Source organism: Variovorax sp. SRS16 (genome assembly GCF_901827165.1).
In the GTDB taxonomy this organism is placed as follows: Bacteria; Pseudomonadota; Gammaproteobacteria; order Burkholderiales; family Burkholderiaceae_C; genus Variovorax.
Map to the genome: position 1 here is coordinate 1,486,667 of NZ_LR594666.1, position 22,430 is coordinate 1,509,096.

Consider the following 22,430-nt stretch of genomic DNA (forward strand, 5'->3'; position numbering starts at 1 on the left):
GAGGTACAGCCAATTGGCACAAGACCCGCGTGCATGACATCCCTACGCTTCGTCTCATAGCTTCACACTGGCATGGCATCTATCCAAACCACCCTCTCTGCTTCGTCCGAACGCTTCGTGGCAAACCGGGCAGGGATGCTGACGCTTCTGGAACAGGTGCGCGAACACCAGGCCCGCACCGTGCGCAAGTCGGCCGCCGCGAAGGCGCGCTTCGAGGCGCGCGGGCAACTCATGCCGCGCGAACGCCTGTCCCTGCTGCTGGACCCGCAGACTCCCTTTGTCGAGCTCTCCACACTCGCAGGTCTGGGCATGGACAAGCCGGATCTCACCCAAAGCGTGTCGGGCGGCGGCGTGATTGCAGGCATCGGGTTCGTCTCGGGTATCCGCTGCATGGTGAGTGCGTCCGACTCCGGCATCGACGCTGGTGCGCTGCAGCCGATGGGCCTGGACAAGCAGTTGCGCATGCAGGAAATCGCGCTGGAGAACCGCCTGCCCTACGTGCAGCTCGTCGAGAGCGCCGGAGCCAATCTGATGAGCTACCGGGTGGAGGAGTTCGTTCGCGGCGGCCACCTGTTTCGCAACTTGGCGCGCATGTCCGCCGCCGGGCTGCCGGTGCTGACCGTGACGCACGGATCGTCCACCGCCGGCGGCGCCTATCAAACCGGACTCTCGGACTATGTCGTCATGGTCCGGGGAAGATCGCGCGCCTTCCTCGCGGGGCCGCCGCTCCTGATGGCTGCCACCGGCGAGGTGGCGAGCGAGGAAGAACTCGGCGGCGCCGAGATGCATACGACGGTGTCGGGCCTGGGCGACTACCTGGCTGAAGACGACCGCGATGCGATCCGCATCGCGCGCGAGATCCTCGCCCAGATCGACTGGCGCCAGGAGCCCGCCGAGACGCGGCGCGACTTCAGGCCACCGCGCTGCGACCGCGAGGAACTGCTGGGCATCATGCCCATGGACCACAGGCAGCCCGTGGACATGCGGGAGGTCATCGCACGCATTGCCGACGACTCGGACTTTCTCGAGTTCAGCGCCGGCTATGGCAGCGAGACCGTCTGCGGGCACTTCAAGATCGAAGGCTGGCCCATCGGCGTGATCACCAACAACGGGCCGATCGACCCCGCCGGCGCCGCCAAGGCCACGCATTTCATCCAGGCCTGCTGCCAGGCCCGGACACCGCTTCTCTACCTCAACAACACGACCGGATTCATCGTCGGGCGCCGCTACGAAGAGGCCGGCATCATCAAGAGCGGATCCCAGATGATCCAGGCGGTCACCAACGCCACGGTGCCGCAGATCACGCTGTACTGCGGTGCTTCCTTCGGGGCCGGCAACTACGGCATGTGCGGCCGCGGCTTCCATCCGCGTTTCTGCTTTTCATGGCCGAATGCCAAGACCGCCGTCATGGGCGCGGAGCAGGCCGCTCGCACGATGGCGATCGTCACCGAGGGCGCCATGAGACGCAAGACCGGCAATGTGGACCACGCGGCCCTCGACGCGCAGCAGCGGCGGATCGTCGAACTCTTCGAGTCGCAGACGAGCGTATTCACGACCAGCGCCCTCATGCTGGACGACGGGGTCATTGATCCTCGCGATACGCGAGAGCTTCTCGCCATGGTCATGGCGGTGTGCCGCGAGGCCGACGCGAGGACCCCGCGCCCGATGCAGTTCTCGGTGGCCCGGCCCTGACAAGGATTGAATTCGATGAGTTCGCCAACCCCCTTCAGCAAGATCCTGATCGCCAACCGCGGAGAGATCGCCTTGCGCATCATGCGGACCGCGCGGCAGCTCGGCTATCGCTGCGTCGCGGTGTATTCGCATGCCGACGCGGATGCACGCCATGTGCGCGAGGCAGACCAGGCGGTGTGCGTGGGCGATTCGCTGCCCGCTCAGTCCTATCTGAACATCCCCGCCCTGATCGACGCGGCCCGCCTGACCGGCGCGGACGCGGTGCATCCCGGCTACGGCTTCCTGGCCGAGAACGAGGCGTTCGCGCAGGCCTGCGTCGATGCCGGGCTGGTCTTCATCGGCCCGTCTGCCGAGGCGATCCGCGCGATGGGCAGCAAGGCCCGCGCCAAATTGCTGATGGAGCAGGCGGGCGTGCCTTGCATTCCGGGCTACCAGGGAGAGGATCAGAGCGAACGGCAATTGATGGCCGAAGCGCAACGCGTCGGCTTCCCCGTCATGATCAAGGCCAGTGCGGGCGGTGGCGGACGAGGCATGCGGCTGGTGCAGACGCCTGGCGATTTCCCCGAGTTGCTGCGAAGCGCGCAGTCCGAAGCGAAGAATGCCTTCGGCGATGCCCAGGTCATTCTCGAGCGCGCCATCGTGCAGCCGCGCCACATCGAGATTCAGATCCTCGCCGACCGTTTCGGCCACGCCATTCATCTGGGCGAACGCGACTGTTCGGTGCAGCGCCGTCACCAGAAGCTCATCGAGGAAGCGCCTTCGCCCGCGGTCGATGCCGAACTGCGCCAGCACATGGGGGAGGTGGCGGTCAAGGCAGTGCAGGCGATCCGTTACGAAGGCGCGGGCACGCTCGAGTTCCTGCTCGACCCGTCGGGCGCGTTCTACTTCATGGAGATGAACACGCGGCTTCAGGTGGAGCATCCGGTGACCGAGGCCATCACCGGTCTGGACCTGGTCGAACTGCAGCTTCGTATTGCCGCCGGCGAAGCGCTGCCGCTTTCGCAGGCGCAGGTGCAGTTCAAAGGTCACGCGATGGAGGTGCGGATCTGCACCGAGGATCCGTCCCGCGCCTTCATGCCGCAGAGCGGAACGATGTCGCTCTGGGAGCCCACACGGCGTTTGCGCGTCGATCACGCGCTGGCATCCGGATGTGCCGTACCGCCTTTCTACGATTCGATGATCGCCAAGGTGGTCAGCCATGGCATCGACCGCGACGAGGCGCGCCGCAAGCTCGCCACCGGCCTGGAAGATTGCGTCGCACTGGGCGTGCAGACCAACAAGGCTTTTCTCGGCCGCTGTCTGACCCATCCGGTATTCGCGGCCGGGAGGGCGAGCACGGCCTTCATTGCCGAGCATCTGGATGCGCTGCTCGTGTCGACGGACGACGAACTGGCACGGGCGCAGGCGGTGGGTGCACTGCTGATGCTGGAGACCAGCGCCGGCGCCTCGCGACGCGCCGGAACGCGCCAGCTCGGAAGTTCGCTTCCCATCGAGCTCCGCCTGGATTTCGGCGGCCGCGCGGCCGGCGCGCTTTTCCATGCGACAGGCGAGCACGCGTACGAGCTGCAGATCGATGGGCGCTCGCACAAGATGTCGGTCAACGAAATCGAAGAGCATTCGCTGCAGGTGCTCTGCGACGGCATCCTCGAGCGTGTCTTCTTTCATCGCGATGGCGCAAGGCTGCTGTTCGAGTATCGCGGCCAGGCGCACGAAGTGTTGGACGCCACGCGTGCCGCCACGATTCGCAAGGAAGATGAAGCGGGGACCGACGGTGGCTTGCGCGCCTCGATGAACGGGCGCGTGATCGCCGTGCTGGCCCGGGTGGGAGACAAGGTCCGGGCCGGCCAGCCGATCATCACCCTGGAGGCGATGAAGATGGAACACGCGCATGGCGCCCCTGTCGCCGGAACCGTCACGGCAGTGCACGCAGCCGTGGGGGATCATGTCCCGGCCCGGCGGATGCTGGCGGAAATCACCGCCGATGCGCCCGTCGTCTCGGCGAATGGCAGCCCGTGAATGCCTCGCCGCCCGAGTGCTTGCGCCATTCACGGCGCGGCGAAGCCAAGAAGAATAAGCAAGTGCCGAACGCGTCGTTGGTGAATGGTGTGGACTCGCCTACGCTTGTCCGTTTGGCTGGATGCAATGATTCAACACAGAAGGAGACGATGGTGAAGATACTTTCATGGCTCAGGCTTGTCGCGGTGTCCTGTCTCGCGCTCATCTTGGGGGGAGCGGGATTCGCCGCATTCGCTGCGGACGGTGTCATCAAGGTCGGCGGCCTGTTCGGCACCACGGGACCGCAGGCCAATTTCGGTGTTCCCTACAGCGAAGGGCTCAAGCTTGCCGCCAGCGAGATCAATGCCAAGGGCGGCGTGAAGGTGGGCGACAGGACCTACACCATCAGTGTCGTGCTGGCGGACACCAAGTCGGATCCCGCGCAGGCGATCGCAGAGGCGCAGCGCATGGCCGCCGATGGCGTGCGCATCTTCTTCTGCTGCAATCTCAGCGCCGAAGCCGTGCCCGTATTGAATGCCGCGCTGCCCCAGGGGGCCATCATGGTCAGTCCGAACGCGGCCGTCACCAAGCTCCTGGGAACGCCGGGAAAAGATCTGCTTTTCAAGGCCGGCAATATCGAGGTGGGAGATGACGGCTCGACAGCCATGTGGGTGCCCTTCGTCCTGGAGAAGGCCAAGCCGAAGACGGCCGCCATCATGGTGCCGAGCGACGAGGCCGGGCAGATCTATGCCGACGCCTATCGGCAGACACTGGAAGCCAAGGGTGTGAAGGTCGTCGCCGTCGAGCGCTATGACCACGGGGCCACCGATTTCTCGCCCCAGCTGACCAAGATCCGCGAGCGCAAGCCGGACGTGCTCTTCGCCGGCTATTCGGACGAAGTCCGGGGCATCTTCCGCCAGGCCGGCGAACTGGGCGTCGACGCGATGTACGCCGGCACGGTCGGCGTGTCCGGTGCGGCCGGCGAGGGCCTGCCGGCTTTCGCCTATCCGGCATGGACGCGCTTTCTGGACAAGGGTCAATCGGATCGCAGAGTCCTGGCGTACATGGCCGCCTTGGAAAAGTCGGCGGGCAAACTGACGCCGAACAGCTTCTGGTCCATCACGCAGTACGACTGGCTCAACATGATCATCAGCGGCATGCAAAAGGCGGGCACGACCACCGATCTCGGCGCCGTCGCGAAGGTCCTCAAGGGGCAGCGGTACGCAGGCCTGGTGGATTGGAGCGTCGACGACAAGGGACTCGGTCGTCAGAGCATGGAAGGCGTGTATCTCGCTGGTGGCCAGGTCAAGGAAGTCCGTTCCATCAAGCTGCCCGGCCACTGAAACGATCGACGGCCAGCGTACCAACGGGGGAAATTCTTGAGAACCTGGGACGAGCATCTCGAGCGCCTGCGTGCTGCGCGCAGCGAGGCGAGCGCGACGACACCGGCGCAGATGCAGCGCGCGCAGGCGCGCGGCAGGATGCTCTGCCGGCAGCGCATCGGCTGTCTGCTGGATCCGGGTTCCTTCGATGAAGCCGGGCTGCTGACGAACAGCGTTCTTCCCGAGGTGGCCGCGCCCGCCGACGGGCTGGTCTGCGGTGTGGGCACGATCGATGGCCGCATCGTCTGCGTCGCTGCGGACGACGGCAGCGTGTTCGGCGGCGCACGGGGCATGGCGGCGGAGCGCAAGCTCAGGCAGCTGCGCTTGCGGGCGGCGCGCGACGGCCATCCGTTCATCTGGCTGCAGGAGGGCTCGGGCGCGCGCATCCAGGAACAGATGGGCGCGACCTTCGCCGGCGCCTTCGCGGATCCCTTCATCGATCAGGTGCAGAAGATGTCGGGCCGGGTGCCCACGATCGCTGCGCTTCTGGGCAATTGCTTCGGACAGCCCGCCTTCGTGGCCGCGCTCGCCGACTTCGTGGTGATGACGCCGACGGCCTTCGCCGGTGTCTCGGGTCCGCCGATCGTCGCTGCGGCGACCGGCGAGAACGTGTCGCCCGAGGAACTCGGCGGCCATCGCATGCATGCCGAGCAGACCGGGCTGGTGCATCACGTCGCCGCCGATGAACTCGCTGCGCTGGCCGCGATCCGCATCTACCTGTCCTACTTTCCCGATCACTGCCATCAACGTCCGCCGGCGCGCAATGCCGCCGCCGCTGGCGGTGATCAGCGGGACCTGCTGCAGATCGTTCCGAGTGACCTGAAGGCCGCTTACGACATGAGGCAGGTGATCCGAGTCCTGGTCGACCAGGACTCGGTCTTCGAGATCAAGCCCGCCTTCGGGCCTGCCGTGATCACCGCGTACGCGCGCATCGACGGGCTGCCCGTCGGACTGATCGCAAGCCAGCCGCTGCACGCGGGCGGCGCGCTCGATCCGGCGTCCTCGGACAAGATGGCCAGCTTCATCGCCGTGGCCGAATCCTTTCAGATGCCGCTGGTCTTCCTGCAGGACGTGCCGGGATTTCTGGTCGGCTCGGAGGTGGAGCGCCAGGGTCAGGTGGTGCGCGCGACCCACGTGCTTGCGGCGCTGGCGCGCAGCACAACGCCCAAGTTCACGGTGATTCTTCGCAAGGCCTATGGCCTGGCCTACATGGTCATGTGCGGCTATCCAGTCCATCCCCGATCGATCGTCGCATGGCCCACGGCCTCGATCAGCCAGATGGGTCCGGGCCCCGGCGTGAACGTGATCTTCCATCGGCAGATCGCCGCAGCGCAGGATCCGGACGCGACCCGGGCGCAGCTCGGCGAGGAATTCGAGAAATTGCTCGACCCCTATATTGCGGCGCGCCACGGCTACCTGGACGACATCATCGATCCGCGGGAAACCCGGACGCATCTGTCGAACGAGCTGGCGCGTGCCTACAGCGCATGGCGTCCGCGCCCCGGGAGCCGGCCATGCTGATCACGCTGTTCCAGCAACTCGTCAACGGCCTCATGAGCGGCACCCTTTACGCGCTGATGGCCGTCGGCCTGACGATGACCTTCGGCATCATGAACATCACGAACTTCGCCCACGGCGAGTTCCTCATGATCGGCGCATTCGCGACCTTCGCACTGGTCCAGGCCGGGATGCCCTTTGTTCCGGCTGTGCTCGTTGGTGCGCTGGCGGCCGGATTGCTGGGCGTCATCGTCGAGCGGCTGACCTTTCGCTACACGCTCGACGAGCCCATCAACGGCCTGGTGGTCTCGCTCGGCCTGATCGCGATTCTCCAGAACGGCATGGCAAGGGTCGTCGGTACCGAGTCCTACAATCTGGCGCCGCCCTTTGCGGGGACGGTCCAGATCGCCGGTGTCGTGCTGGCCGTCCAGCGCGTATGGACGATCGGCCTGGGCGCCCTGGTCATCTTCGCCGTCTGGCTGCTGCTGAAGAAGTCGAGCCTCGGCCGTTCGTTGCGAGCGCTGGCCGTCGATCGCACGGCGGCATCGCTGATGGGCGTGCGGACCGAGCGGATGTATTCGATCGCCTTCGGCCTGGGGTGTGGACTCGCCGGTGCGGCCGGCGGACTTCTGGCCGCGCTGTTTCCCGTCTCTCCGTTCATGGGCGCGGCACCGGTGGCCAAGGGATTCATCGTCATCGTCCTCGGCGGACTGGGCAGCGTGCCCGGCGCGATTGCCGGCGGGCTGCTGCTCGGCGTCGTCGAAGCCTTGGGCGCGGGCTATATCTCTTCGGCATTCCGCGACGGCTTCGGGTTCGTGATACTGATCCTGGTGCTTCTCATCAGACCCAAGGGGCTCTTCGGCGTGCTGGAGCGGCGCGCATGAGGACACACTTGGCGCAGGGACTGCGATGGGCCCCCTGGCTGCTGCTCGGCGCGCTCGGCGTGTATCTGCTTGTGCAGGGCTCCGACTTCATCCTGCACCTGGGCATCGTCACGGCCATCTATGCAGTGCTCGCGATGTCGTTGAATCTCGCGTTCGGCTATACAGGCCTGTTCTCCATCGCCCATGCGTCGCTCTTCGGCATCGGCGCTTACGGCGCCGGGCTGGCCATGTCGCAGGCAGGCGTTCCTCTGGCCCCGGCGATCCTCTGCGGGGGGCTGGCCGCGGCCATGGTGGGCGCGGCGGTATCTGCCATCTTCTCTCGCCTGGAGGGACCGTATTTCGCGATCGGGACTTTCGCGTTGGGCGAACTCGTGAGGATCGTGCTCAACGAGTGGCGCGGGTTGACCGGCGGTCCGGCGGGATTGATGGTGCCGCGCCCGACCGGCGCGCAGTGGATGACCTTCGGCCTGGACCTGGCGAATCGCCGCAGCTTCTTTGCGTTGGCGCTGCTGCTGATGGGCCTGACGGCGGCAGCGCTCGCATTGCTGCTGCGGTCGCGCCTGGGCGCAAGAATGATGCATGTGCGCGACGATCCCTATCTGGCGGCATCGCTCGGCGTCGGCGTCCTGCGGACCAAGATCGTGGCGTTCTTCATCAGCGGGCTGATCGCGGGTCTGGCGGGTGCCGTCTTCGGCGTCTACCTGCAGTTCATCGCGCCGTCTTCCTTCTCCGGGATGGAATCCGTCCGACTCGTGATGATGCTGGTCATCGGCGGCGCGGGAACCCTGTTCGGCCCGGTCGTTGGCGCTGCCATCATCGTCTTGCTGCCGCAAGCGCTGCGGATCAATCCGACGGACAGCCTGATTCTCACCGGCGTGATCCTCGTTGTCGTCGTCCTGTTCCTGCCCAAGGGCATCGTCGGCGCGCTGTCTCAGCGCGCCGATGCGGGGAGTGCGCGCCGGCGCGCCGAACGGTCGGCGCCGTGCGAACGAGCCACCGGTCCTTCGCCGATCGCGCCATCGAGTGCGAAGAGAGTGGGAGCCGACTGATGGCGGTGCTGCTGGCCATTCGCGCGTTGTCGCAGAGCTTCGGCGGTGTACGGGCGCTCGACGACGTGACGTGGAACATCGAGCAGGGCTCGATCTCCGCGCTGATCGGTCCGAACGGCGCGGGCAAGACGACGCTCTTCAACTGCATCACCGGCTTCCTGAAGCCCTTAGCGGGTTCAGCCGTGCAATACGGCGACGAAGACGTGACGGGTTGGGCGACGCATCGTCTCGCTCGCGCCGGCCTGGTGCGGACCTTCCAACACCCCAAGAGCTTTCTGGGCATGACGGTGCGCGAGAACGTGTTTGCTGCCGCGCGCGTGGCCGGGCGTCCCGATGAAACGGAGCCGGTGCTGGAGGCGGCCGGGCTGCTCGAGTTCGCCGATCGGCGAGCTTCCGAATGTCCTTATGGCGTGATTCGACGGCTCAACCTCGCCATGGCGATGGCGACCGACCCGAAGCTGATCATGCTCGACGAACCGGCTGCCGGCCTCAACGACACCGAGCGGCGCGTGCTGGCGCGCAACATCGCGGCACTGCGGCAGCGGGGGTGCACGGTGGTTCTGGTGGAACACGATATGAACTTCGTCATGTCACTGGCCGACACCGTCACCGTGCTGGACGCGGGCCGCGTGCTGATGCACGGATCGCCGGCCGAAGTGACGGCGAATGAAGACGTGATCCGGATCTATCTGGGGCAGTTCGCCGATGCTGAGCACTGAACGTCTGACCGTCGCCTTCAGCGGCGCCACGGTTCTCGCTTCGCTGAACCTGCACGTGCAGGCGGGCGAGGTCGTCGCCATCATCGGCTCGAACGGTGCCGGCAAGACAACCACGCTGAATGCCATCTCGCGCATCGTGCCGGCCAGTGGCGACATCCTCTTTGGCGGCCGTTCCATCCTCGGGAGCACACCGCGCCAGGTCGTGGAAGCCGGCATCGTGCACGTGCCCGAAGGGCGGCGGATCTTCCCGAACCTGACGGTCCGGGAGAACCTGCTGATGGGCGCCATCACTCGGCCGCGGACGGAGCATGCCGTGTCCATCGCGCGCATGGAGGAATTGTTCCCGGTGCTGGCCAAGTACGCGGATCGGATGGCCGGCGGCCTGTCGGGCGGCGAGCAGCAGATGCTCGCGCTGGGCCGCGCGCTGATGGCCAAGCCGCGCCTGCTCATGCTCGATGAACCCTCGCTCGGTCTGTCGCCCGTCATGGTGCAGCGTGTCGCCGGGCTCATCCAGCGTTTGCGCGGCTCCGAGATGTCGATCCTGCTCGTCGAACAGAACGCGAGCCTCGCGCTCGCGCTGTCGGATCGGGCCTATGTGCTGGAGCGCGGGCGTATCGTGATGAACGGACCTTCGAAAAGCCTGTTGCAGGACGACGCCGTGCGCAAGGTCTATCTCGGCCTGGGGGAGGCGAGCGAGCTGGCCGCCTCGACAGTCCCATGAATCTCTGGCAGGCCCTGGAAGCGAACGCGGAAGGTGCGGACAGGCGCGTCTTCCTCGCGGGGTCGCTGGGCGGCGGCGCGACGCGCGCCGAGCTGCTCGCGATGGCGCGCAGGCTGATCGCGGCCTTTCGCCACTGGGGCGTGACAGCGGGGGATCGCGTGGCGGTCCTGGCCTCCGCTTCGAAGGAGCTGGTGGCCTGCCAATGGGCATTGGCCGGGCTGGGCGCGATCCAGGTGCCCATCAATACCTCGTGGCGAGGGCTCTTGTTGGCCGATCTGCTGCGCGACACCGAGCCGCGGCTGATCGTGGCCAGCGTGGATCAAGCCGAGAAACTCGATGATCCGCACGTTCATGCCGGATGGCGCGCGCCCTTGCTGATGATCGGCGAGGCGGTCGCCGCACCGACGGCGGCACGGTATGCGTGGCAGGAGGCGTTGTCCTTCGCGCCGCAGGAGGCGGCTCCGGTGGCTTCGCATGCGCCCCTGGTCATCCTTTTCACGTCGGGCACCACGGGCCGCTCCAAGGGCGTGGTGCTCAGCCATCGCTGGGGTATCGACTATTCGCTGCGCGCAAACGCGGCGCTGGGGATCGAGCCGGGCGATCGTCATTACGGATTTCTGCCGCTGTTCCACATCGCCGGGCAGTATGCGCACGTGGTGGGCGCAGCGCTGGCCGGCGCTTCGGTGGCGTTGTGCGAACCCTTCCGTGCCAGCAGCTTCTGGCAGGAGGTCGAGACGCATGGCTGCACCGCCGCGGTCCTGATGTCGTCGATGGTCGCTGCCGTACGCGCCTCCTATCCGGCCACAGGGAGCCCGCTGCGCAAGCTGCACCTGATTCCGCTGCCACCGGATTTCGTCGCGCTGGGGAAGAAGTTCGCCTGCCACATTTCCACCAACTACGGGTCCACCGAGGCCAGCATTCCGCTCATGAACCGATCGCCAACAGATGCTCGATCCTGCGGGACGCTGTGCGAGGGCTACGAGGCGCGCATCGTGGACGAATGGGACCAGGCATTGCCCGACGGCACGGCCGGCGAACTGGTCCTGCGGCCCGCGCAGCCCTGGACCGTGATGTCCGAATACTGGGGCCGGCCGGAGGCGACCAGCGCGGCATGGCGCAACGGCTGGTTGCACACCGGCGACATCTTCGTCAGGCGCGCCGATCAGCATTTCGAATTCGTGGACCGTGCCAAGGATGCGATTCGACGCAAGGGAGAGAACATCTCGACCTTCGAACTCGAAATGCTCGCATGCCTCCATCCCGAGGTGGAAGAAGCCGCGGCCGTCGGGATCGACACGGACGCGCAAGACCAGGAGGTCGCACTCTTCTATGTGAGCAAGTCGCCTTCGCCGCTGGCGCCCTCCCGGCTCGTCGAACACCTCGAGGCGGTGGCGCCGCGCTTCATGGTGCCTCGCTATCTCTGTGCGATGGCGTCGCTGCCGAGAACAGACACGGGCAAGGTGCAGAAGGCCCAACTCAGAGGCGTCGGGCCGGCGTCGCTCTGGGATCGGAGAGAGCAATGACCGAATCCACCACATCCATCAGCGCGAAGCTCAAGAACGCCGCCGCCCGATTCGCTTCCGGCGTGACCGTGGTGCTGTCGGGGCGTACCGGCTGCGTGCACGGCGTGACCGTGAGCGCATTCAACTGCGTGTCGCTGGATCCGCCGCTGGTGCTGGTCTGCGTGAACGAGCACAGCAAGATTGCCCGACTGATCGAAGAGACCCGAGCGTTCACTGTCAACGTTCTTTCCGAGGAACAGATCGACTTGAGCCATGGCTTCGCCAAGGCCGGCCGCGAACCGGTGCACGCGTTGGCCGAGCCGCATCAGTTCGGAAGCACCGGGGTGCCGATCCTGGCCGGCGCGGTATCGCATTTCGAATGCGAGGTCAGCTCCTGCCAGCGTGCAGGTGACCATGCGATCTTCCTGGGCCGCGTCGTGGATGCCGGCGCCAGCGATCTGCGGCCGCTGGTGTATTTCAACCGGAGCTACGCGGGACTGGTGCATCCGGCGGCATGAGCCGCGCGCAGGTTCAGGGCTCGCGCCGCCGCTGGTCGACCAGCCACGAGAATTTCAAGCCGCGCCCGAGCAAGTCGTCGAGCGTGACGAGCTCGACGAGCGGCGTCAGTTCGCTGACACGCTTGGTCAATCGGGCGATGCGCCGCAACATCTCTTCGGATCGGACATCGGCATCGGCCGGCGCGCAGCGCACCACCAGTTCATCGGGCGATGCGCTGTCCGACGGATCGCGATGGCGGATCAGCAATTGGACCTCGGCCACGCCCGCATCGCGCAGCAACTGTTCCCGCAGGTCCTCCAGATTCACGGTCGCGCCCCGGATCTTGAATTCCACCGTACCCATGATCGCGCGCTGCGCGGCCAGGTCCGCGACCCGGCCGACGCGCAGCAGCCGCGGGCCTTGTACGCCGCAATGTGGGCAACGCTCGTGCGTCATGACCGCCGAGTCGCCAAGAAGAAAGCCGGCCAGCACGGTACCCGCGCCGTCGAGGGGAAACTGCACGAGCAGGCCTTCCTCGCCATCCGGAAGAAAAGTCCAGTGGCCGTCCTCCTCGACCCGCACGATGCGGCATGCCACCAGATCCGGCGCCGCGGAGTGGTAGCCGCTGCCCTCGACGCACTCGTACCAGAGATGGAAGCGCGATTCGGATGCGCCATAGCCGCCGGTGATCCGCACGTCCTGGGCGCCTGCGTTCAGCAGCAGCGTGCGGATTTCGGTGCGGCAGGCCGGTGTCACCGGCTCGCCACCCAGGGTGATGGCGATTCTGCGCGGCATCGGAAAACGCCCTGCCTGCGCCTGTTCCACCAGCGCGGGCACGAAGCGATTGCGGAAATAGCTCGGGATCCCGGCATAGACATTGACGCCGTATTGCAGCGCGAGCTCCGCCATCCGTTCGGTCGGCAGGATGCCGGCGCCGCTGAGGCCGATGTGCGTGTGGGCAATGGCCTCGAAACCCCAGGTCGTCATCCAGAAGCCCATGTGAGGCGCCTGGGGGTAGAGCGTCGCGGACACCACCGTTTCCTCGCGTGCATGCAGATGGTCCACCATCGCAGCATGCAGGCGCCGGGTGGCGATCTCGAAGAGCTGCCGATCGAGGCGCGTGTGTTTCACGGCGACTGGCACGCCGCTGCTGCCCCCGGACAGGAACACGCCGCTGATGCCGAACACGGCCTGAAAGATTTGCGCGGCCGTCTCCGCCGGCTTGTCGCGGAACACTGCCGGCACGCCTTGTTCGACATGAAGGCGCTGCCATGACCGGATCGGTACGACGGCTGGCAAGGCCCCGATCTGCTCGATGAACTGCCGATAGCTCGCGACCGCGGCGTCAGGTTCTCCGGCCGCCGTACCGAGTTCGAACGCATCGCCATCATCGCGAAAGGCATCCTTGCGAACCAGCGGCAGGCCCAGGCGTTGCCAGCAATCGATGCCCTCGATATCCTCTGCGCGCACGCCATGGCGCTCGAACAGCGCCAGGTAGTAGCGGCTGCGGCGCAGCATCGAACCCGCATACGCACGGAACTTGCGGTCTTGAAAATCATGCAGCGCTTCGCGCGTGCCGTCGCGCAGCTGTTGCGGTGTCAGCAGACGCGGCATGTCGATCGGGCCCGATGCCGCGGCTAGGCGGTCAGCAGTGCCAGCACCGCCGGCTTGCCGCCGATCCGCCCGGACCAGCGCCGGTATTTCTGAAGCCGGGCGCCCAGCACCGAGAGATCCAGCTCGGACGCCAGCGGAAGGTCCGGCGCTGTCGGCGCGTCCAGCCCGAGCGGTGTCAGGTCCGCGCCCAGCTGCGCCCGCACCTGCGCCGGCGTCATGACCCGCACGCCATGGCTTCCGATGTGAATGGCCGCCGTGACCGCCGGGTCGCGCCGCCACCGGGTCGTGGAAGCCACCACCCGTTCGCCGGGCGCCAGGTCGATGGTGGACCACTTCCACCAGTCCAGCTCGGCGGCCACGTCGATGGTGCCGAAATTGGCATCGACATAGACATCGCCCGCCAGCGCAATGCGCGTGGCGCCGGCCTGGAACGCGCCTTGGGCGCTCCCGTGCGGACAAAGAATGACCCAATCGAAGCTCGCGGACCCACTCTCGTAGCGAAGCGGAAAGGGCAGCGTCGGCGGCCGCCATAGAGGCAAGTGCTGATCGATCGAGAGCGTCAGTTCGAACTGGGGCGACTTGACTTCGAGTTGCCAGCCGTTCGGCGTTCGATCGAACACCGCGACGTCGTTGCGAATGCCGTCGAACATCGACCGCTCGGGCAACTGGGCCGCGCCGCCGGAGCTGACCCACATCTGCGGCTTGGCGCCATCCCGATAGTGCCAGACGACCACCGATGCACGACGGGGCAGGGCGAAGCCGTTCGCGCCGTGGATCGCCACGGTGAAGCGCGATCCGTCGTGGACGAGAAGGTCCAGGAAGTACCAGCCGAAGGCCAGCGGGTCAACGATGGGACGGGCTGTGCTCATGCTTTGAAAGACCTTTCAGAATCGGGTTGTCGCCACTGAAGTTGGTGTCCACGCGCAGATCGAGTTGGGCCGCGCCGATGGTGCGCAGGATGCGATCGCGGCTCTCGTGGCGGATGTAGAGATGGATGTCTCGTGCCAGCTTCGGCATGCCGGACGCGGCACTGCCGGCAAAAGTGCCGATGTTATCGAGCGCATTCTCGAGACCGACGCGGACGGCCTGCTCGGCAAAGTAGCGCGCCATGTTGGCGCGCACGGGCGCATCGGGCTCGCCGCGCTGGTATGCCTGCGCGGCGCGCTCGACCAGGCCCCAGGCCGCGTCGAGGTGAAGACGCGAATTGCCGATGCGCGCGATCGCCGACGCGTCATCGGTCAACTTCCTGAAGGCGACCGACGTGCAAGACTCGTGCAGAAGACGGTCGGCGATGCCGACGAAGCTCGCTGCGAACTGGCAGTATGCGCGCGCCTGCAGACCCAGACGCAGATAGTCGCCCGGCTTGCCGAGCGCCGCCGATTCGTCGAGTTCGAGCCGGTCCAGTTGCACCACGTGGCTGCCGGTCGAACGCATGCCCTGGAACTGCTCCCACCAGCCGCGCTGGATGCGCAAGCCCGGGTTGTCGTGCGAGACGCAGAAGACCTGGATCCGATCGGAAGGATCCTCGTCGCCTTCGACCAGGGCCCACACCAGCGCCGCGCCGGCGGCCTCGCAGTTGGTGCAAAAGAATTTCTTGCCATCCAGCACCCAGCCGCCGTCGCGGCGCCGGGCGATGGTGGGCGTGCTGTCCGCCAGCTGCGAGCCGTAGCCGCCGAAGATCACGCCGCGGTCGACCACCGGCTTGAGGAACATCGCGTGCTGCTGCGGTGTGCCCAGGCCGAGGATGATGTCGATCTCGTTGGCATGGACGTGGAAGGACTGGGCGGTGGCGGGGTCGCCGAAGGCAATGGCGCGCGTGACCTTCCAGAGTTCCAGCGGCTTGCCGGCTTCCGGCCCCAGCCCTGCGCCGCCCCATTGGGACGGAACATTCAAACTGAGCAGCCCGGCGGTGCGGAGATCGTCGAAGTTCTGCGTCGGAAAGCTGCCGGCCGCGTCGTGATCGGCGGCACGGCGCCAGAAGTCTTCGGCCAGCGCGCGGGCCAGGATTTCGGGGGCGGGGGTCGTAGATTCGGCGCTCATGGTCATGCGGCGTTGGTGCGTTGCGCATCGGATGCGAGGACATGGCCCATGTCGCCTTCGAGCCCGAGAAGGTCGCGGCCCACCGCCGCCCGCTGCTTGTCGACGACATCGTGCAGCGAGAGAGTGCGGGCGTTGCGCCAGAAGCGGTCGGCGCCGGCACGGCGCGTGGTGGCACGCGCGCCGCAGATCTGGAACAGCCGCGTGCCGACTTCGATCGCGGCGTCGGAGGCCTGGATCTTCGCCTGGAGCACGCGGCGGTGCGCGATGGCGGCAAGCGTCGGATCGCGGTCCGCGTCCGCTACGGCTTGCACCGCGCGCTCGACGATGGCCCGGGTCGCCTCGACCAGAACAGCCATCTCGCCGAGCCTGCCCTGGACATGGGGATCGTGGCCGAGCGTAGGCAGGCCTGCCGGCGCCTTGGTGTGGTTCTTGAGGTAATCGATGGTGAAGTCGAGCCCGCCGCGCGCGATGCCGGTGAGTTCCAGCGCGAAGGTGAGCTGGAAGCTCGAGAGCAGCACAGGGCTGACCTGCGAGAAGGCGCCGGGACGTCCCAGCATGAATTCGTCCGCGACGAAGACTTCCTTCACGTCGACCGCGCCGCTCGAGGTCGCGCGCTGGCCGATGTTGTCCCAGGTGTCGTGCACCTTCACGCCAGGCGCGTCGACGGCGATGATCGGCACGGCCAGGCCTTGCTCACCGTCGGCCTGGGACATGGCGAAAAAAAGGAAGCGCTTCGCGCCCATCGAATTGGTCGAGAAGAATTTCTGGCCGTTGGCGATCCAGCCGCCAGGCGCGCGCCGGACTTCGGCGTCGTAGCCGGGGCGGCCGCCGTCCTTGGTGAAGCGTTGCGTCGGCTCGCTTCCGAAGAAGCCGTAGACCGCGCCTTCCGACACCACCTCTTCGCTCAGTCTGCGGATCTGATCCCGGCTGCCCAGCAGGTTGATGGCGGCGCAGGCGGTGCCATGGACCGCGAGCGCCTGCCCGGTCGAACTGCAGGCCGCCGAGACGTCCTCGATGATGCGCCCGTAGAGGCCGACGTCGCCGCCCGGACCGGCGCCCAGGCCTCCGAACTCCTTGCGCACGCAATAGGCCAGCAGTCCGTTGCGATGAAGAAGCTGCATGTTCTCCGTCGGGAAACGCCCCTCGAGATCGTAGAACTGCGCACGCTTCGCGATCTCGGCAAGCGTCGCCTCGTAGGATTCACCCAGCTCGTTGCGCAGGTCACTCTTCATTCGAAATTGCACCTCAGGGTTGTCGCCGCCGCGCGGCATCGTGGACGATGGCCGGCAGCCAGCGTGTTCGAAGGATGATCGAAAGCGATGCGGGTCGTCTTGCGGCAATTGGCTGTAACCGGCGAGTGCCCCGCGCGTCCTCGACCTCGACCAGTTCGCGCAAGCAATCGGCGGCCGGCCGGCTATCGTGCGAAATCGTTGAAAAGGAATTGCGCGGCATGCAGTCATCGTCCAAGGTCATCCGCATCGGATGCGCGTCCGGCTTCTGGGGCGACAGCGCCGTCGGTGCGCCGCAGCTCGTCCAATCGGGGCAGATCGACTACCTCGTGTTCGACTACCTGGCCGAGACGACGATGGCCATTCTGGCTGCGGCGCGGCTGAAGAAGCCCGACATGGGCTATGCAACCGACTTCGTCGAAATCACGATGCGCTCGGTCATCGCGCAAGTGCTGGAGCGCGGCATCAAGGTCGTCTCGAACGCCGGCGGAATCCATCCGGCAGCTTGCGCGCACGCGCTCGGCAGGATGGCGCAGAGCCTCGGCCTTGCGCCGCGCATCGCGGTGGTCGAAGGCGACGATGTCTCTGGCCAGCTGGCGCAACTCGAAGACATGCGCGACATGTTCTCCGGAGAGCCCGTTCCCGCCTCGATCTTGAGCGCGAATGCCTATCTCGGCGCGTTCCCGATCGCACGCGCATTGGCGGCCGGCGCGGACATCGTGATCACCGGCCGCATCGTCGACAGCGCCGCGACGCTGGGGCCGTTGATCCACGAATTCGGTTGGCAAGAAGACGACTTCGATCGCCTGGCTGCGGGCAGTCTGGCGGGCCACCTCATCGAATGCGGTTGCCAGGCGACCGGCGGCCTTCACACCGACTGGCGCGAGATTCCCGACTGGGCCCACATCGGCTATCCGATCGTCGAATGCGAGGCCGACGGCAGCTTCCGCGTGACCAAGCCCAAGGGCACGGGCGGCCGGATCCTGCGCGCCTGCGTGGCCGAACAGCTGCTTTACGAGATCGGCGATCCGGCCTCCTATCTGCTGCCCGACGTGACCTGCGACTTCAGGGAGGTGCGACTGGTGCAGATCGACGACGACCACGTGGGCATCACCGGTGCCCGCGGTCGCGCGCCGGGGCCCAGCTACAAGGTGTCGGCAACCCGACGCGACGGCTGGCGCTGCACGGGAAGCATGGTCATCGTCGGCCGCGAAGCAGAGGCCAAGGCGCGACGCACGGGCGAAGCCATCATCGAGCGCACGCGTGCCATGTTCCGGGCGGCCGGCCTCGAGGACTACTCGGCAACGCGAATCGACCTCTTCGGTACCGAGTCCCTGTATGGCGCGGCGGCCCGCGGCCAGGATGCGCGTGAGATCATGCTGCGGGTCATCTCGGACCATCCCCAAAGCAAGGCGCTCGAACTGTTCGCGCGCGAGATCGCCGCCAGCGCAACCTCGTGGTCACCGGGCACCACGAGCCCGGGCGGCGGTCGCCCGTCGCCTTCGCCGCTGGTCAAGCCCTTTGCATTCCTGCTCGACAAGCAGCGGGTCCCCGTACGCGTGGTGTTGCCGGACGGCACGTCAGCGCTCATGACGTCGCCTGCGCCCGAATCCATCGCCCCGCCAGCCGTGTCGGGCGTGCAGATGGAGCCGACTGATGCGTGGCCGGGGCACGCGCAGGGACCGCAGATCCTGGTTCCCCTGATACGGCTCGCGTGGGCCCGCAGCGGCGACAAGGGCGACCTCAGCAACATCGGCCTGATTGCCCGAAAGCCCGAGTGGGCCGGTCTTCTCTGGCGGCTGGTCACGCCGGAACGCGTGAAGCAGCATTTCGCCCACCTCGCGAAGGGGGCCGTCGAGCGCTTCTATCTTCCGGGCGTGCAGGCGATCAACTTCGTGCTTCACGAAGCGCTGGACGGCGGTGGTCCTGCGTCGACGCGCATCGATCCGCTGGGCAAGGGCATGGGCCAGATCCTGCTGGACCTGGAGATCGAGGTGCCCGCGGGACTTCTGGATGAGCGCTCTCAGGGATCGATGAAGTAGTCCAGGTGCGGCTCCGCACCCGGCGTGACCGCGTAGCACTCGAATGACGTCACGCCGCTTCGCCGAAGCACGTCCTCATCGACGAAGAAGCACCCGGTGGCGGTCCGGCTCGGCTGGGTCAGGATCCAGTGGGCCGCGTCCGCCATGATCTCCGGGCGGCGGGCCGAGGCGGCCTGGCCCGGCGCTGCCAGATCCAGGGCAGCCGTCGCGATCAGCGTGCGCGGCCACAGCGTATTCGAAGCCAGACCTTGCGCGCTGAACTCCTCGGCCAGTCCGAGCGCGATCATGCTCATGCCGAACTTCGACGTTGTGTAGGCGAGGTGAGGCCTGAACCATTTGGGCTGCAGGTCCAGTGGCGGCGAGAGACTGAGAATGTGCGGATTGGCCGCCTTCAGCAAATGCGGCATGCACGCCTGCGCGCAAACGAAGCTGCCGCGCACGTTGACGTCCATCATCAGGTCATAGCGCTTGATCGGTGTGTCCTGGAGTGGATGCGGATGCACGGCACTGGCGTTGTTCACCAGGATGTCGATGCCGCCGAAGCGTTCGACCGCGCGCGCCACCGCATCCAGCACCTGGCTTTCGTCCCGCACGTCGACGACCACCGCCAGGGCTCGTCCGCCGCGGGCCACGACCTCGGCGGCCGTGTCGTGGATGGTGCCGGCGAGCCGGGGATGCGCCTCGGATGTCTTGGCGGCGATCACGACGTTGGCGCCGTCGGCGGCTGCCCGCAGTGCCAGGGCACGGCCGATTCCGCGGCTGGCGCCTGTGATGAGGAGGGTCTTGTCCTTGAGTGTTTGCATCGGGCAGGGCTGGGTGTGTGCCGACGAGTCTGACCCGAAATCAACGCGCGGTCTTGCGCGGACTCGCTGCGCCGCGAGGTCCGCGGAAAAGGGGTGTCGAATTCGGCGCGTCAAGCGGCGAATAGCCAGCTGACACAAGACCGGCGCCGCCCGAGCGGCTAGGCTGCTGCAAACTACCGCCCGAACGGTCCTGTAATATCCCTTGGGCGCCCGACCGGTCTGGCGGCCGGAGACTCGCCATGCAAGTTGCCAGTAACACTGCCGCTGATCGATTGAAGACCGCGGGTCCCTCGGCCCGGTTGATGTGGATCACGCCCGACCGAATCTTCTACGCCGGCCTGCTCGGCGCGCCGGGTGTGCGGACCATGGGTTCCCTGATGATCTACGTCGCGACCGAGGGGTCGATCCGCATCGCGGTCGGCGGCGGCGAATGGGAAACCGGCGAGATGGCGATCGTTCATCCCTACCAGCCGCATCAATTGCTCTCCGAGGCCATGATGATCAATCTCATCAAGATCGAGGCCGAGACGATGGAGATTCCCAGTCTGCCGCCGCTGCTCGCCCGGTCGGGCATCGTCGATGCGCCGCAGTTCGTCGAGCGCGTGCGCCGCCGGCAACGCGAACTCTGCGAGCTGGGAAGCCTCGACGATCTGAACTCGCTGGATTTCGATCGGTTCTTTTTTGACAGGCCATTGGTGCCGAAGGTCCTCGATCGACGGATTCAGGAGATCGTTGAGATGATCAAGCGGCATCCGTCCGCGCCGTCGAGCGCCGAGGAGTGCGCAGAAGCCGCGCACCTTTCGTTTTCTCGCTTTCTTCATCTGTTCAAGCAGGAGGTCGGTGTGTCATTCCGGACATTCCGCAAATGGAAGCGCGCGCGCAGCGTGCTGCGGCACGTCAACGAAAAGGCCAACCTGGCCCACGTGGCCCTGGACAACGGATACCCCGACTCCACCCATTTCAGCCATTGCATCAAGCAGGTCTATGGGCTGAGGCCGAAGGAGATCTTTGCAGGTTCGCGTCGCCTGGTTGTCTACGCGACAAGCGGCAGCGCGAGGGGCTAGCAAGGCCACCCACGCGGCCTTGGAGGTGCGCCCCGATGGCATGACCAGTGAGCGGGAGCGACGCATGCGAGGATTTCGCCGGCCTGAGCGCACGCCGTCTTTTCTCTCGAGCTTCGGCTCCATCCGCCAGCACTTCGCCATCAAGCGCCATCTGCTGCGCGCATCGCTCTACCGCAAGCAGTTGGCTGTGCGCTTTGATGCATGGCGCCTTTTCACAGGTAGCGCCCGATGACCAGCCCGCCTGGATCAACGCTTTGCTCCAGGCAATTGACGTAGCGGCCGGCGGCGAAGAAGCTTCGCATCCTTTCGTAGGTTTCACGGGCCCAGGCGACACATGCGCCGGTGTCCACTGGCTGCGTCCATTGAGCGAGCACGAAGAAGTTGTAGCCTTCGCGTCGATGCGGGAAGGCCGTGTCGCCCACCTCGATCCGGGCGACCGCGCCATGGAAATGTTCGAGCAGCAACTGGCCCATGGGCGTCGGGCAGCGCGCGAAGCAATCGATCATGGTGTCGATCGCGGCGTCGCTCAGTTCGGTGAGGAAATGGCAAGTGACCAGGGCGGCCACCGGTGTCCCGGAGTCGTCGGGTGCATGCGTCAGCGTGGCGAACAGCGTGTGCTCATCCGGCAGCGAGTGCGTGCTGTCGCGGAAGACATCGAGCAGGGCGCGGGCGCGCTCGATCGAATGAACGATCGGGCCGCCCGTGATGGTGGGCCCGACCGGGTGCAACGCGTACTCGAGCTGCGTGCCTTCGACGCCGCCGCCCGCCACATGAGCTTCAAGAAGGCCGCGCTGGAGCTGTGCGTGTCCCCCACCGCGATCAGTCACCAGATCCGATTGCTGGAGCGGTACTGCGGCTGCGCCCTGTTCCGCCGCAGGCCGCGACCCCTTGCGCTGACCGATGCCGGCGCGCGACTGTTCCCGGCTGTTCGTGGCGGGCTGGAAGCCTTTGCCGCTGCCATCGCGGCCGTCAAACGAGATGGCGAGCAGCAGCCCCTTCGTGTGACGGCCACGAACGCTTTCGCCAGCCGCTGGCGGGTGCCCCGCCTGCCGGCATGGCGGAAATTGCATCCGCACGTGCCGCTGGAGGTGATCGGCACTGACACCGTGCTCGATCTGCAGGCCGGGGATGGCGACGTCGCCATTCGCTATGCGACCCGCCGGGAAATGCCGACGGACGGAATCGTCGATGCACTCGTGAGCGACACCTTTTGGCCCATCTGCAGTCCGCGCCTGCTGCCAGCGGGAGCGCTCAAGCGGCCCGCCGACCTCGCCAGGCATGTCCTGGTCCATGCCTATTGGGGGCCGGCCGACCGCGAGCTGCCCACATGGCAGCGATGGCTGGCCGCGGCTGCGCGCAGGTGGCGCGACGTGCCCGAGTTCAAGGACATGCAGCACCTGACAACTGAGCCTGGCCGGCTATGGCTTCCACGTGATCCGCAGGCCAAGTCACCCGCGCGAGCGCACCATCCGGGCCTTCTCGGAGTGGCTACGCTCGGTGGCTCGAACGTGCTTGCGATCTCCGGGTTGGGGCGACATCGGGCGATCGAGGGGTCCCGTTGCCCACGCGTCTGAGCAGCCGCATCGACGAACTGCTTTCCCACAACTGGGACCCCGCCCGCTGAGCGACTCGGCGCGACCTCGGCGATCCGCGTTTGCCGGTCAAGGGTGGAACGGACAAGAGGCTCCTGCGACGCCAA

20 protein-coding genes and 1 pseudogene are annotated in these 22,430 nt (G+C 66.6%); 14 read left to right on the forward strand and 7 right to left on the reverse strand.

Annotated features, from left to right (window positions below; all coding sequences use genetic code 11):
- Window positions 1-72 precede the first annotated feature (72 nt).
- Genes E5P2_RS07195 through E5P2_RS07240 form a run of 10 tightly spaced genes read left to right on the forward strand, consistent with a single transcriptional unit; the run spans window position 73 to window position 11,959 of the window.
- Window positions 73-1,692 (forward strand): acyl-CoA carboxylase subunit beta, encoded by a 1,620-nt coding sequence (locus E5P2_RS07195; protein ID WP_162566450.1) that lies wholly within the window; start codon window positions 73-75, stop codon window positions 1,690-1,692.
- A gap of 15 nt (window positions 1,693-1,707) precedes the next feature.
- Entirely contained in the window at window positions 1,708-3,708 is a 2,001-nt protein-coding gene (locus E5P2_RS07200) for an acetyl/propionyl/methylcrotonyl-CoA carboxylase subunit alpha (protein WP_162566451.1), read from the forward strand.
- Window positions 3,705-5,030 (forward strand): ABC transporter substrate-binding protein, encoded by a 1,326-nt coding sequence (locus E5P2_RS07205; protein ID WP_162566452.1) that lies wholly within the window; start codon window positions 3,705-3,707, stop codon window positions 5,028-5,030. The genes E5P2_RS07200 and E5P2_RS07205 overlap by 4 nt, the downstream gene beginning before the upstream one ends.
- A gap of 36 nt (window positions 5,031-5,066) precedes the next feature.
- Window positions 5,067-6,590, forward strand: a complete 1,524-nt coding sequence (locus E5P2_RS07210) for an acyl-CoA carboxylase subunit beta (RefSeq protein ID WP_162566453.1) — start codon at window positions 5,067-5,069, stop codon at window positions 6,588-6,590.
- Entirely contained in the window at window positions 6,584-7,450 is an 867-nt protein-coding gene (locus E5P2_RS07215) for a branched-chain amino acid ABC transporter permease (RefSeq protein WP_162566454.1), read from the forward strand. The genes E5P2_RS07210 and E5P2_RS07215 overlap by 7 nt, the downstream gene beginning before the upstream one ends.
- Window positions 7,447-8,499, forward strand: coding sequence for a branched-chain amino acid ABC transporter permease (locus E5P2_RS07220; RefSeq protein ID WP_162566455.1), 1,053 nt, complete (start codon window positions 7,447-7,449; stop codon window positions 8,497-8,499). Before E5P2_RS07215 ends, E5P2_RS07220 begins: the two co-directional genes overlap by 4 nt.
- Entirely contained in the window at window positions 8,499-9,218 is a 720-nt protein-coding gene (locus E5P2_RS07225; RefSeq protein ID WP_162570376.1) for an ABC transporter ATP-binding protein, read from the forward strand. The genes E5P2_RS07220 and E5P2_RS07225 overlap by 1 nt, the downstream gene beginning before the upstream one ends.
- Window positions 9,205-9,939, forward strand: a complete 735-nt coding sequence (locus E5P2_RS07230; RefSeq protein WP_162566456.1) for an ABC transporter ATP-binding protein — start codon at window positions 9,205-9,207, stop codon at window positions 9,937-9,939. Before E5P2_RS07225 ends, E5P2_RS07230 begins: the two co-directional genes overlap by 14 nt.
- The gene (locus tag E5P2_RS07235; RefSeq protein ID WP_162566457.1) at window positions 9,936-11,462 is read left to right on the forward strand and encodes an AMP-binding protein; all 1,527 of its coding nucleotides are present in this window, start codon (window positions 9,936-9,938) and stop codon (window positions 11,460-11,462) included. The genes E5P2_RS07230 and E5P2_RS07235 overlap by 4 nt, the downstream gene beginning before the upstream one ends.
- Window positions 11,459-11,959 (forward strand): flavin reductase family protein, encoded by a 501-nt coding sequence (locus E5P2_RS07240; protein ID WP_162566458.1) that lies wholly within the window; start codon window positions 11,459-11,461, stop codon window positions 11,957-11,959. Before E5P2_RS07235 ends, E5P2_RS07240 begins: the two co-directional genes overlap by 4 nt.
- 13 nt (window positions 11,960-11,972) lie before the next feature.
- Here E5P2_RS07240 and E5P2_RS07245 read toward each other — a convergent pair whose 3' ends face one another.
- The 5 genes from E5P2_RS07245 to E5P2_RS07265 are packed head-to-tail and all read right to left on the reverse strand — an operon-like array spanning window position 11,973 to window position 17,045.
- Window positions 11,973-13,553: a phenylacetate--CoA ligase family protein gene (locus E5P2_RS07245; RefSeq protein WP_162566459.1), complete on the reverse strand. Its 1,581-nt coding sequence runs from the start codon at window positions 13,551-13,553 to the stop codon at window positions 11,973-11,975.
- A 23-nt stretch (window positions 13,554-13,576) separates the two neighbouring features.
- Entirely contained in the window at window positions 13,577-14,422 is an 846-nt protein-coding gene (locus E5P2_RS07250) for a hypothetical protein (RefSeq protein WP_162566460.1), read from the reverse strand.
- A complete protein-coding gene (locus E5P2_RS07255; protein WP_162566461.1) occupies window positions 14,397-15,593 on the reverse strand; it encodes an acyl-CoA dehydrogenase family protein in 1,197 nt (398 codons plus the stop codon). Before E5P2_RS07255 ends, E5P2_RS07250 begins: the two co-directional genes overlap by 26 nt.
- Before the next feature lie 2 nt (window positions 15,594-15,595).
- Window positions 15,596-16,825 carry an acyl-CoA dehydrogenase family protein gene (locus tag E5P2_RS07260; protein ID WP_162566462.1) on the reverse strand — a complete coding sequence of 410 codons (1,230 nt, stop codon included), beginning with the start codon at window positions 16,823-16,825 and terminating at the stop codon, window positions 15,596-15,598.
- Window positions 16,826-16,838: 13 nt separating this feature from the next.
- Entirely contained in the window at window positions 16,839-17,045 is a 207-nt protein-coding gene (locus tag E5P2_RS07265; RefSeq protein WP_162566463.1) for a hypothetical protein, read from the reverse strand.
- Here E5P2_RS07265 and E5P2_RS07270 point away from each other — a divergent pair.
- Complete coding sequence (locus tag E5P2_RS07270; protein WP_162566464.1) at window positions 17,044-18,864, forward strand: acyclic terpene utilization AtuA family protein; 1,821 nt, start codon at window positions 17,044-17,046, stop codon at window positions 18,862-18,864. The two genes, E5P2_RS07265 and E5P2_RS07270, sit on opposite strands and share 2 nt — an antisense overlap.
- Here E5P2_RS07270 and E5P2_RS07275 read toward each other — a convergent pair.
- On the reverse strand, window positions 18,846-19,667 hold the full coding sequence (locus E5P2_RS07275) for an SDR family oxidoreductase (protein WP_162566465.1): 822 nt from the start codon (window positions 19,665-19,667) through the stop codon (window positions 18,846-18,848). The two genes, E5P2_RS07270 and E5P2_RS07275, sit on opposite strands and share 19 nt — an antisense overlap.
- Before the next feature lie 239 nt (window positions 19,668-19,906).
- Between E5P2_RS07275 and E5P2_RS07280 the strand changes: the two genes are divergently transcribed.
- Complete coding sequence (locus E5P2_RS07280; RefSeq protein WP_232080612.1) at window positions 19,907-20,731, forward strand: helix-turn-helix transcriptional regulator; 825 nt, start codon at window positions 19,907-19,909, stop codon at window positions 20,729-20,731.
- A 43-nt stretch (window positions 20,732-20,774) separates the two neighbouring features.
- Window positions 20,775-20,963: pseudogene (locus tag E5P2_RS07285) on the forward strand (IS6 family transposase); the annotation flags it as partial.
- On the opposite strand, the gene E5P2_RS07290 reads toward E5P2_RS07285, so the two are convergent.
- Window positions 20,944-21,501, reverse strand: a complete 558-nt coding sequence (locus E5P2_RS07290) for a hypothetical protein (RefSeq protein WP_162565132.1) — start codon at window positions 21,499-21,501, stop codon at window positions 20,944-20,946. The pseudogene E5P2_RS07285 and the gene E5P2_RS07290 sit on opposite strands and share 20 nt — an antisense overlap.
- On the opposite strand from E5P2_RS07290, the gene E5P2_RS07295 reads away from it, so the two are divergent.
- Window positions 21,502-22,305, forward strand: a complete 804-nt coding sequence (locus E5P2_RS07295) for a LysR substrate-binding domain-containing protein (RefSeq protein WP_232080613.1) — start codon at window positions 21,502-21,504, stop codon at window positions 22,303-22,305.
- Window positions 22,306-22,430: the final 125 nt, after the last annotated feature.

Bases quoted from the DNA above. Each gene is read 5' to 3' on its own strand.
- E5P2_RS07225 (WP_162570376.1), top strand. From the start codon at position 8,499: ATGGCGGTGCTGCTGGCCATTCGCGCGTTGTCGCAGAGCTTCGGCGGT.
- E5P2_RS07265 (WP_162566463.1), bottom strand. From the start codon at position 17,045: ATGCCGCGCAATTCCTTTTCAACGATTTCGCACGATAGCCGGCCGGCC.
- E5P2_RS07255 (WP_162566461.1), bottom strand. From the start codon at position 15,593: ATGAGCGCCGAATCTACGACCCCCGCCCCCGAAATCCTGGCCCGCGCG.
- E5P2_RS07240 (WP_162566458.1), top strand. From the start codon at position 11,459: ATGACCGAATCCACCACATCCATCAGCGCGAAGCTCAAGAACGCCGCC.
- E5P2_RS07245 (WP_162566459.1), bottom strand. From the start codon at position 13,553: ATGCCGCGTCTGCTGACACCGCAACAGCTGCGCGACGGCACGCGCGAA.
- E5P2_RS07275 (WP_162566465.1), bottom strand. From the start codon at position 19,667: ATGCAAACACTCAAGGACAAGACCCTCCTCATCACAGGCGCCAGCCGC.
- E5P2_RS07270 (WP_162566464.1), top strand. From the start codon at position 17,044: ATGCAGTCATCGTCCAAGGTCATCCGCATCGGATGCGCGTCCGGCTTC.
- E5P2_RS07200 (WP_162566451.1), top strand. From the start codon at position 1,708: ATGAGTTCGCCAACCCCCTTCAGCAAGATCCTGATCGCCAACCGCGGA.
- E5P2_RS07250 (WP_162566460.1), bottom strand. From the start codon at position 14,422: ATGAGCACAGCCCGTCCCATCGTTGACCCGCTGGCCTTCGGCTGGTAC.
- E5P2_RS07215 (WP_162566454.1), top strand. From the start codon at position 6,584: ATGCTGATCACGCTGTTCCAGCAACTCGTCAACGGCCTCATGAGCGGC.
- E5P2_RS07260 (WP_162566462.1), bottom strand. From the start codon at position 16,825: ATGAAGAGTGACCTGCGCAACGAGCTGGGTGAATCCTACGAGGCGACG.
- E5P2_RS07220 (WP_162566455.1), top strand. From the start codon at position 7,447: ATGAGGACACACTTGGCGCAGGGACTGCGATGGGCCCCCTGGCTGCTG.
- E5P2_RS07235 (WP_162566457.1), top strand. From the start codon at position 9,936: ATGAATCTCTGGCAGGCCCTGGAAGCGAACGCGGAAGGTGCGGACAGG.
- E5P2_RS07195 (WP_162566450.1), top strand. From the start codon at position 73: ATGGCATCTATCCAAACCACCCTCTCTGCTTCGTCCGAACGCTTCGTG.
- E5P2_RS07230 (WP_162566456.1), top strand. From the start codon at position 9,205: ATGCTGAGCACTGAACGTCTGACCGTCGCCTTCAGCGGCGCCACGGTT.
- E5P2_RS07295 (WP_232080613.1), top strand. From the start codon at position 21,502: ATGAGCTTCAAGAAGGCCGCGCTGGAGCTGTGCGTGTCCCCCACCGCG.
- E5P2_RS07280 (WP_232080612.1), top strand. From the start codon at position 19,907: ATGCAAGTTGCCAGTAACACTGCCGCTGATCGATTGAAGACCGCGGGT.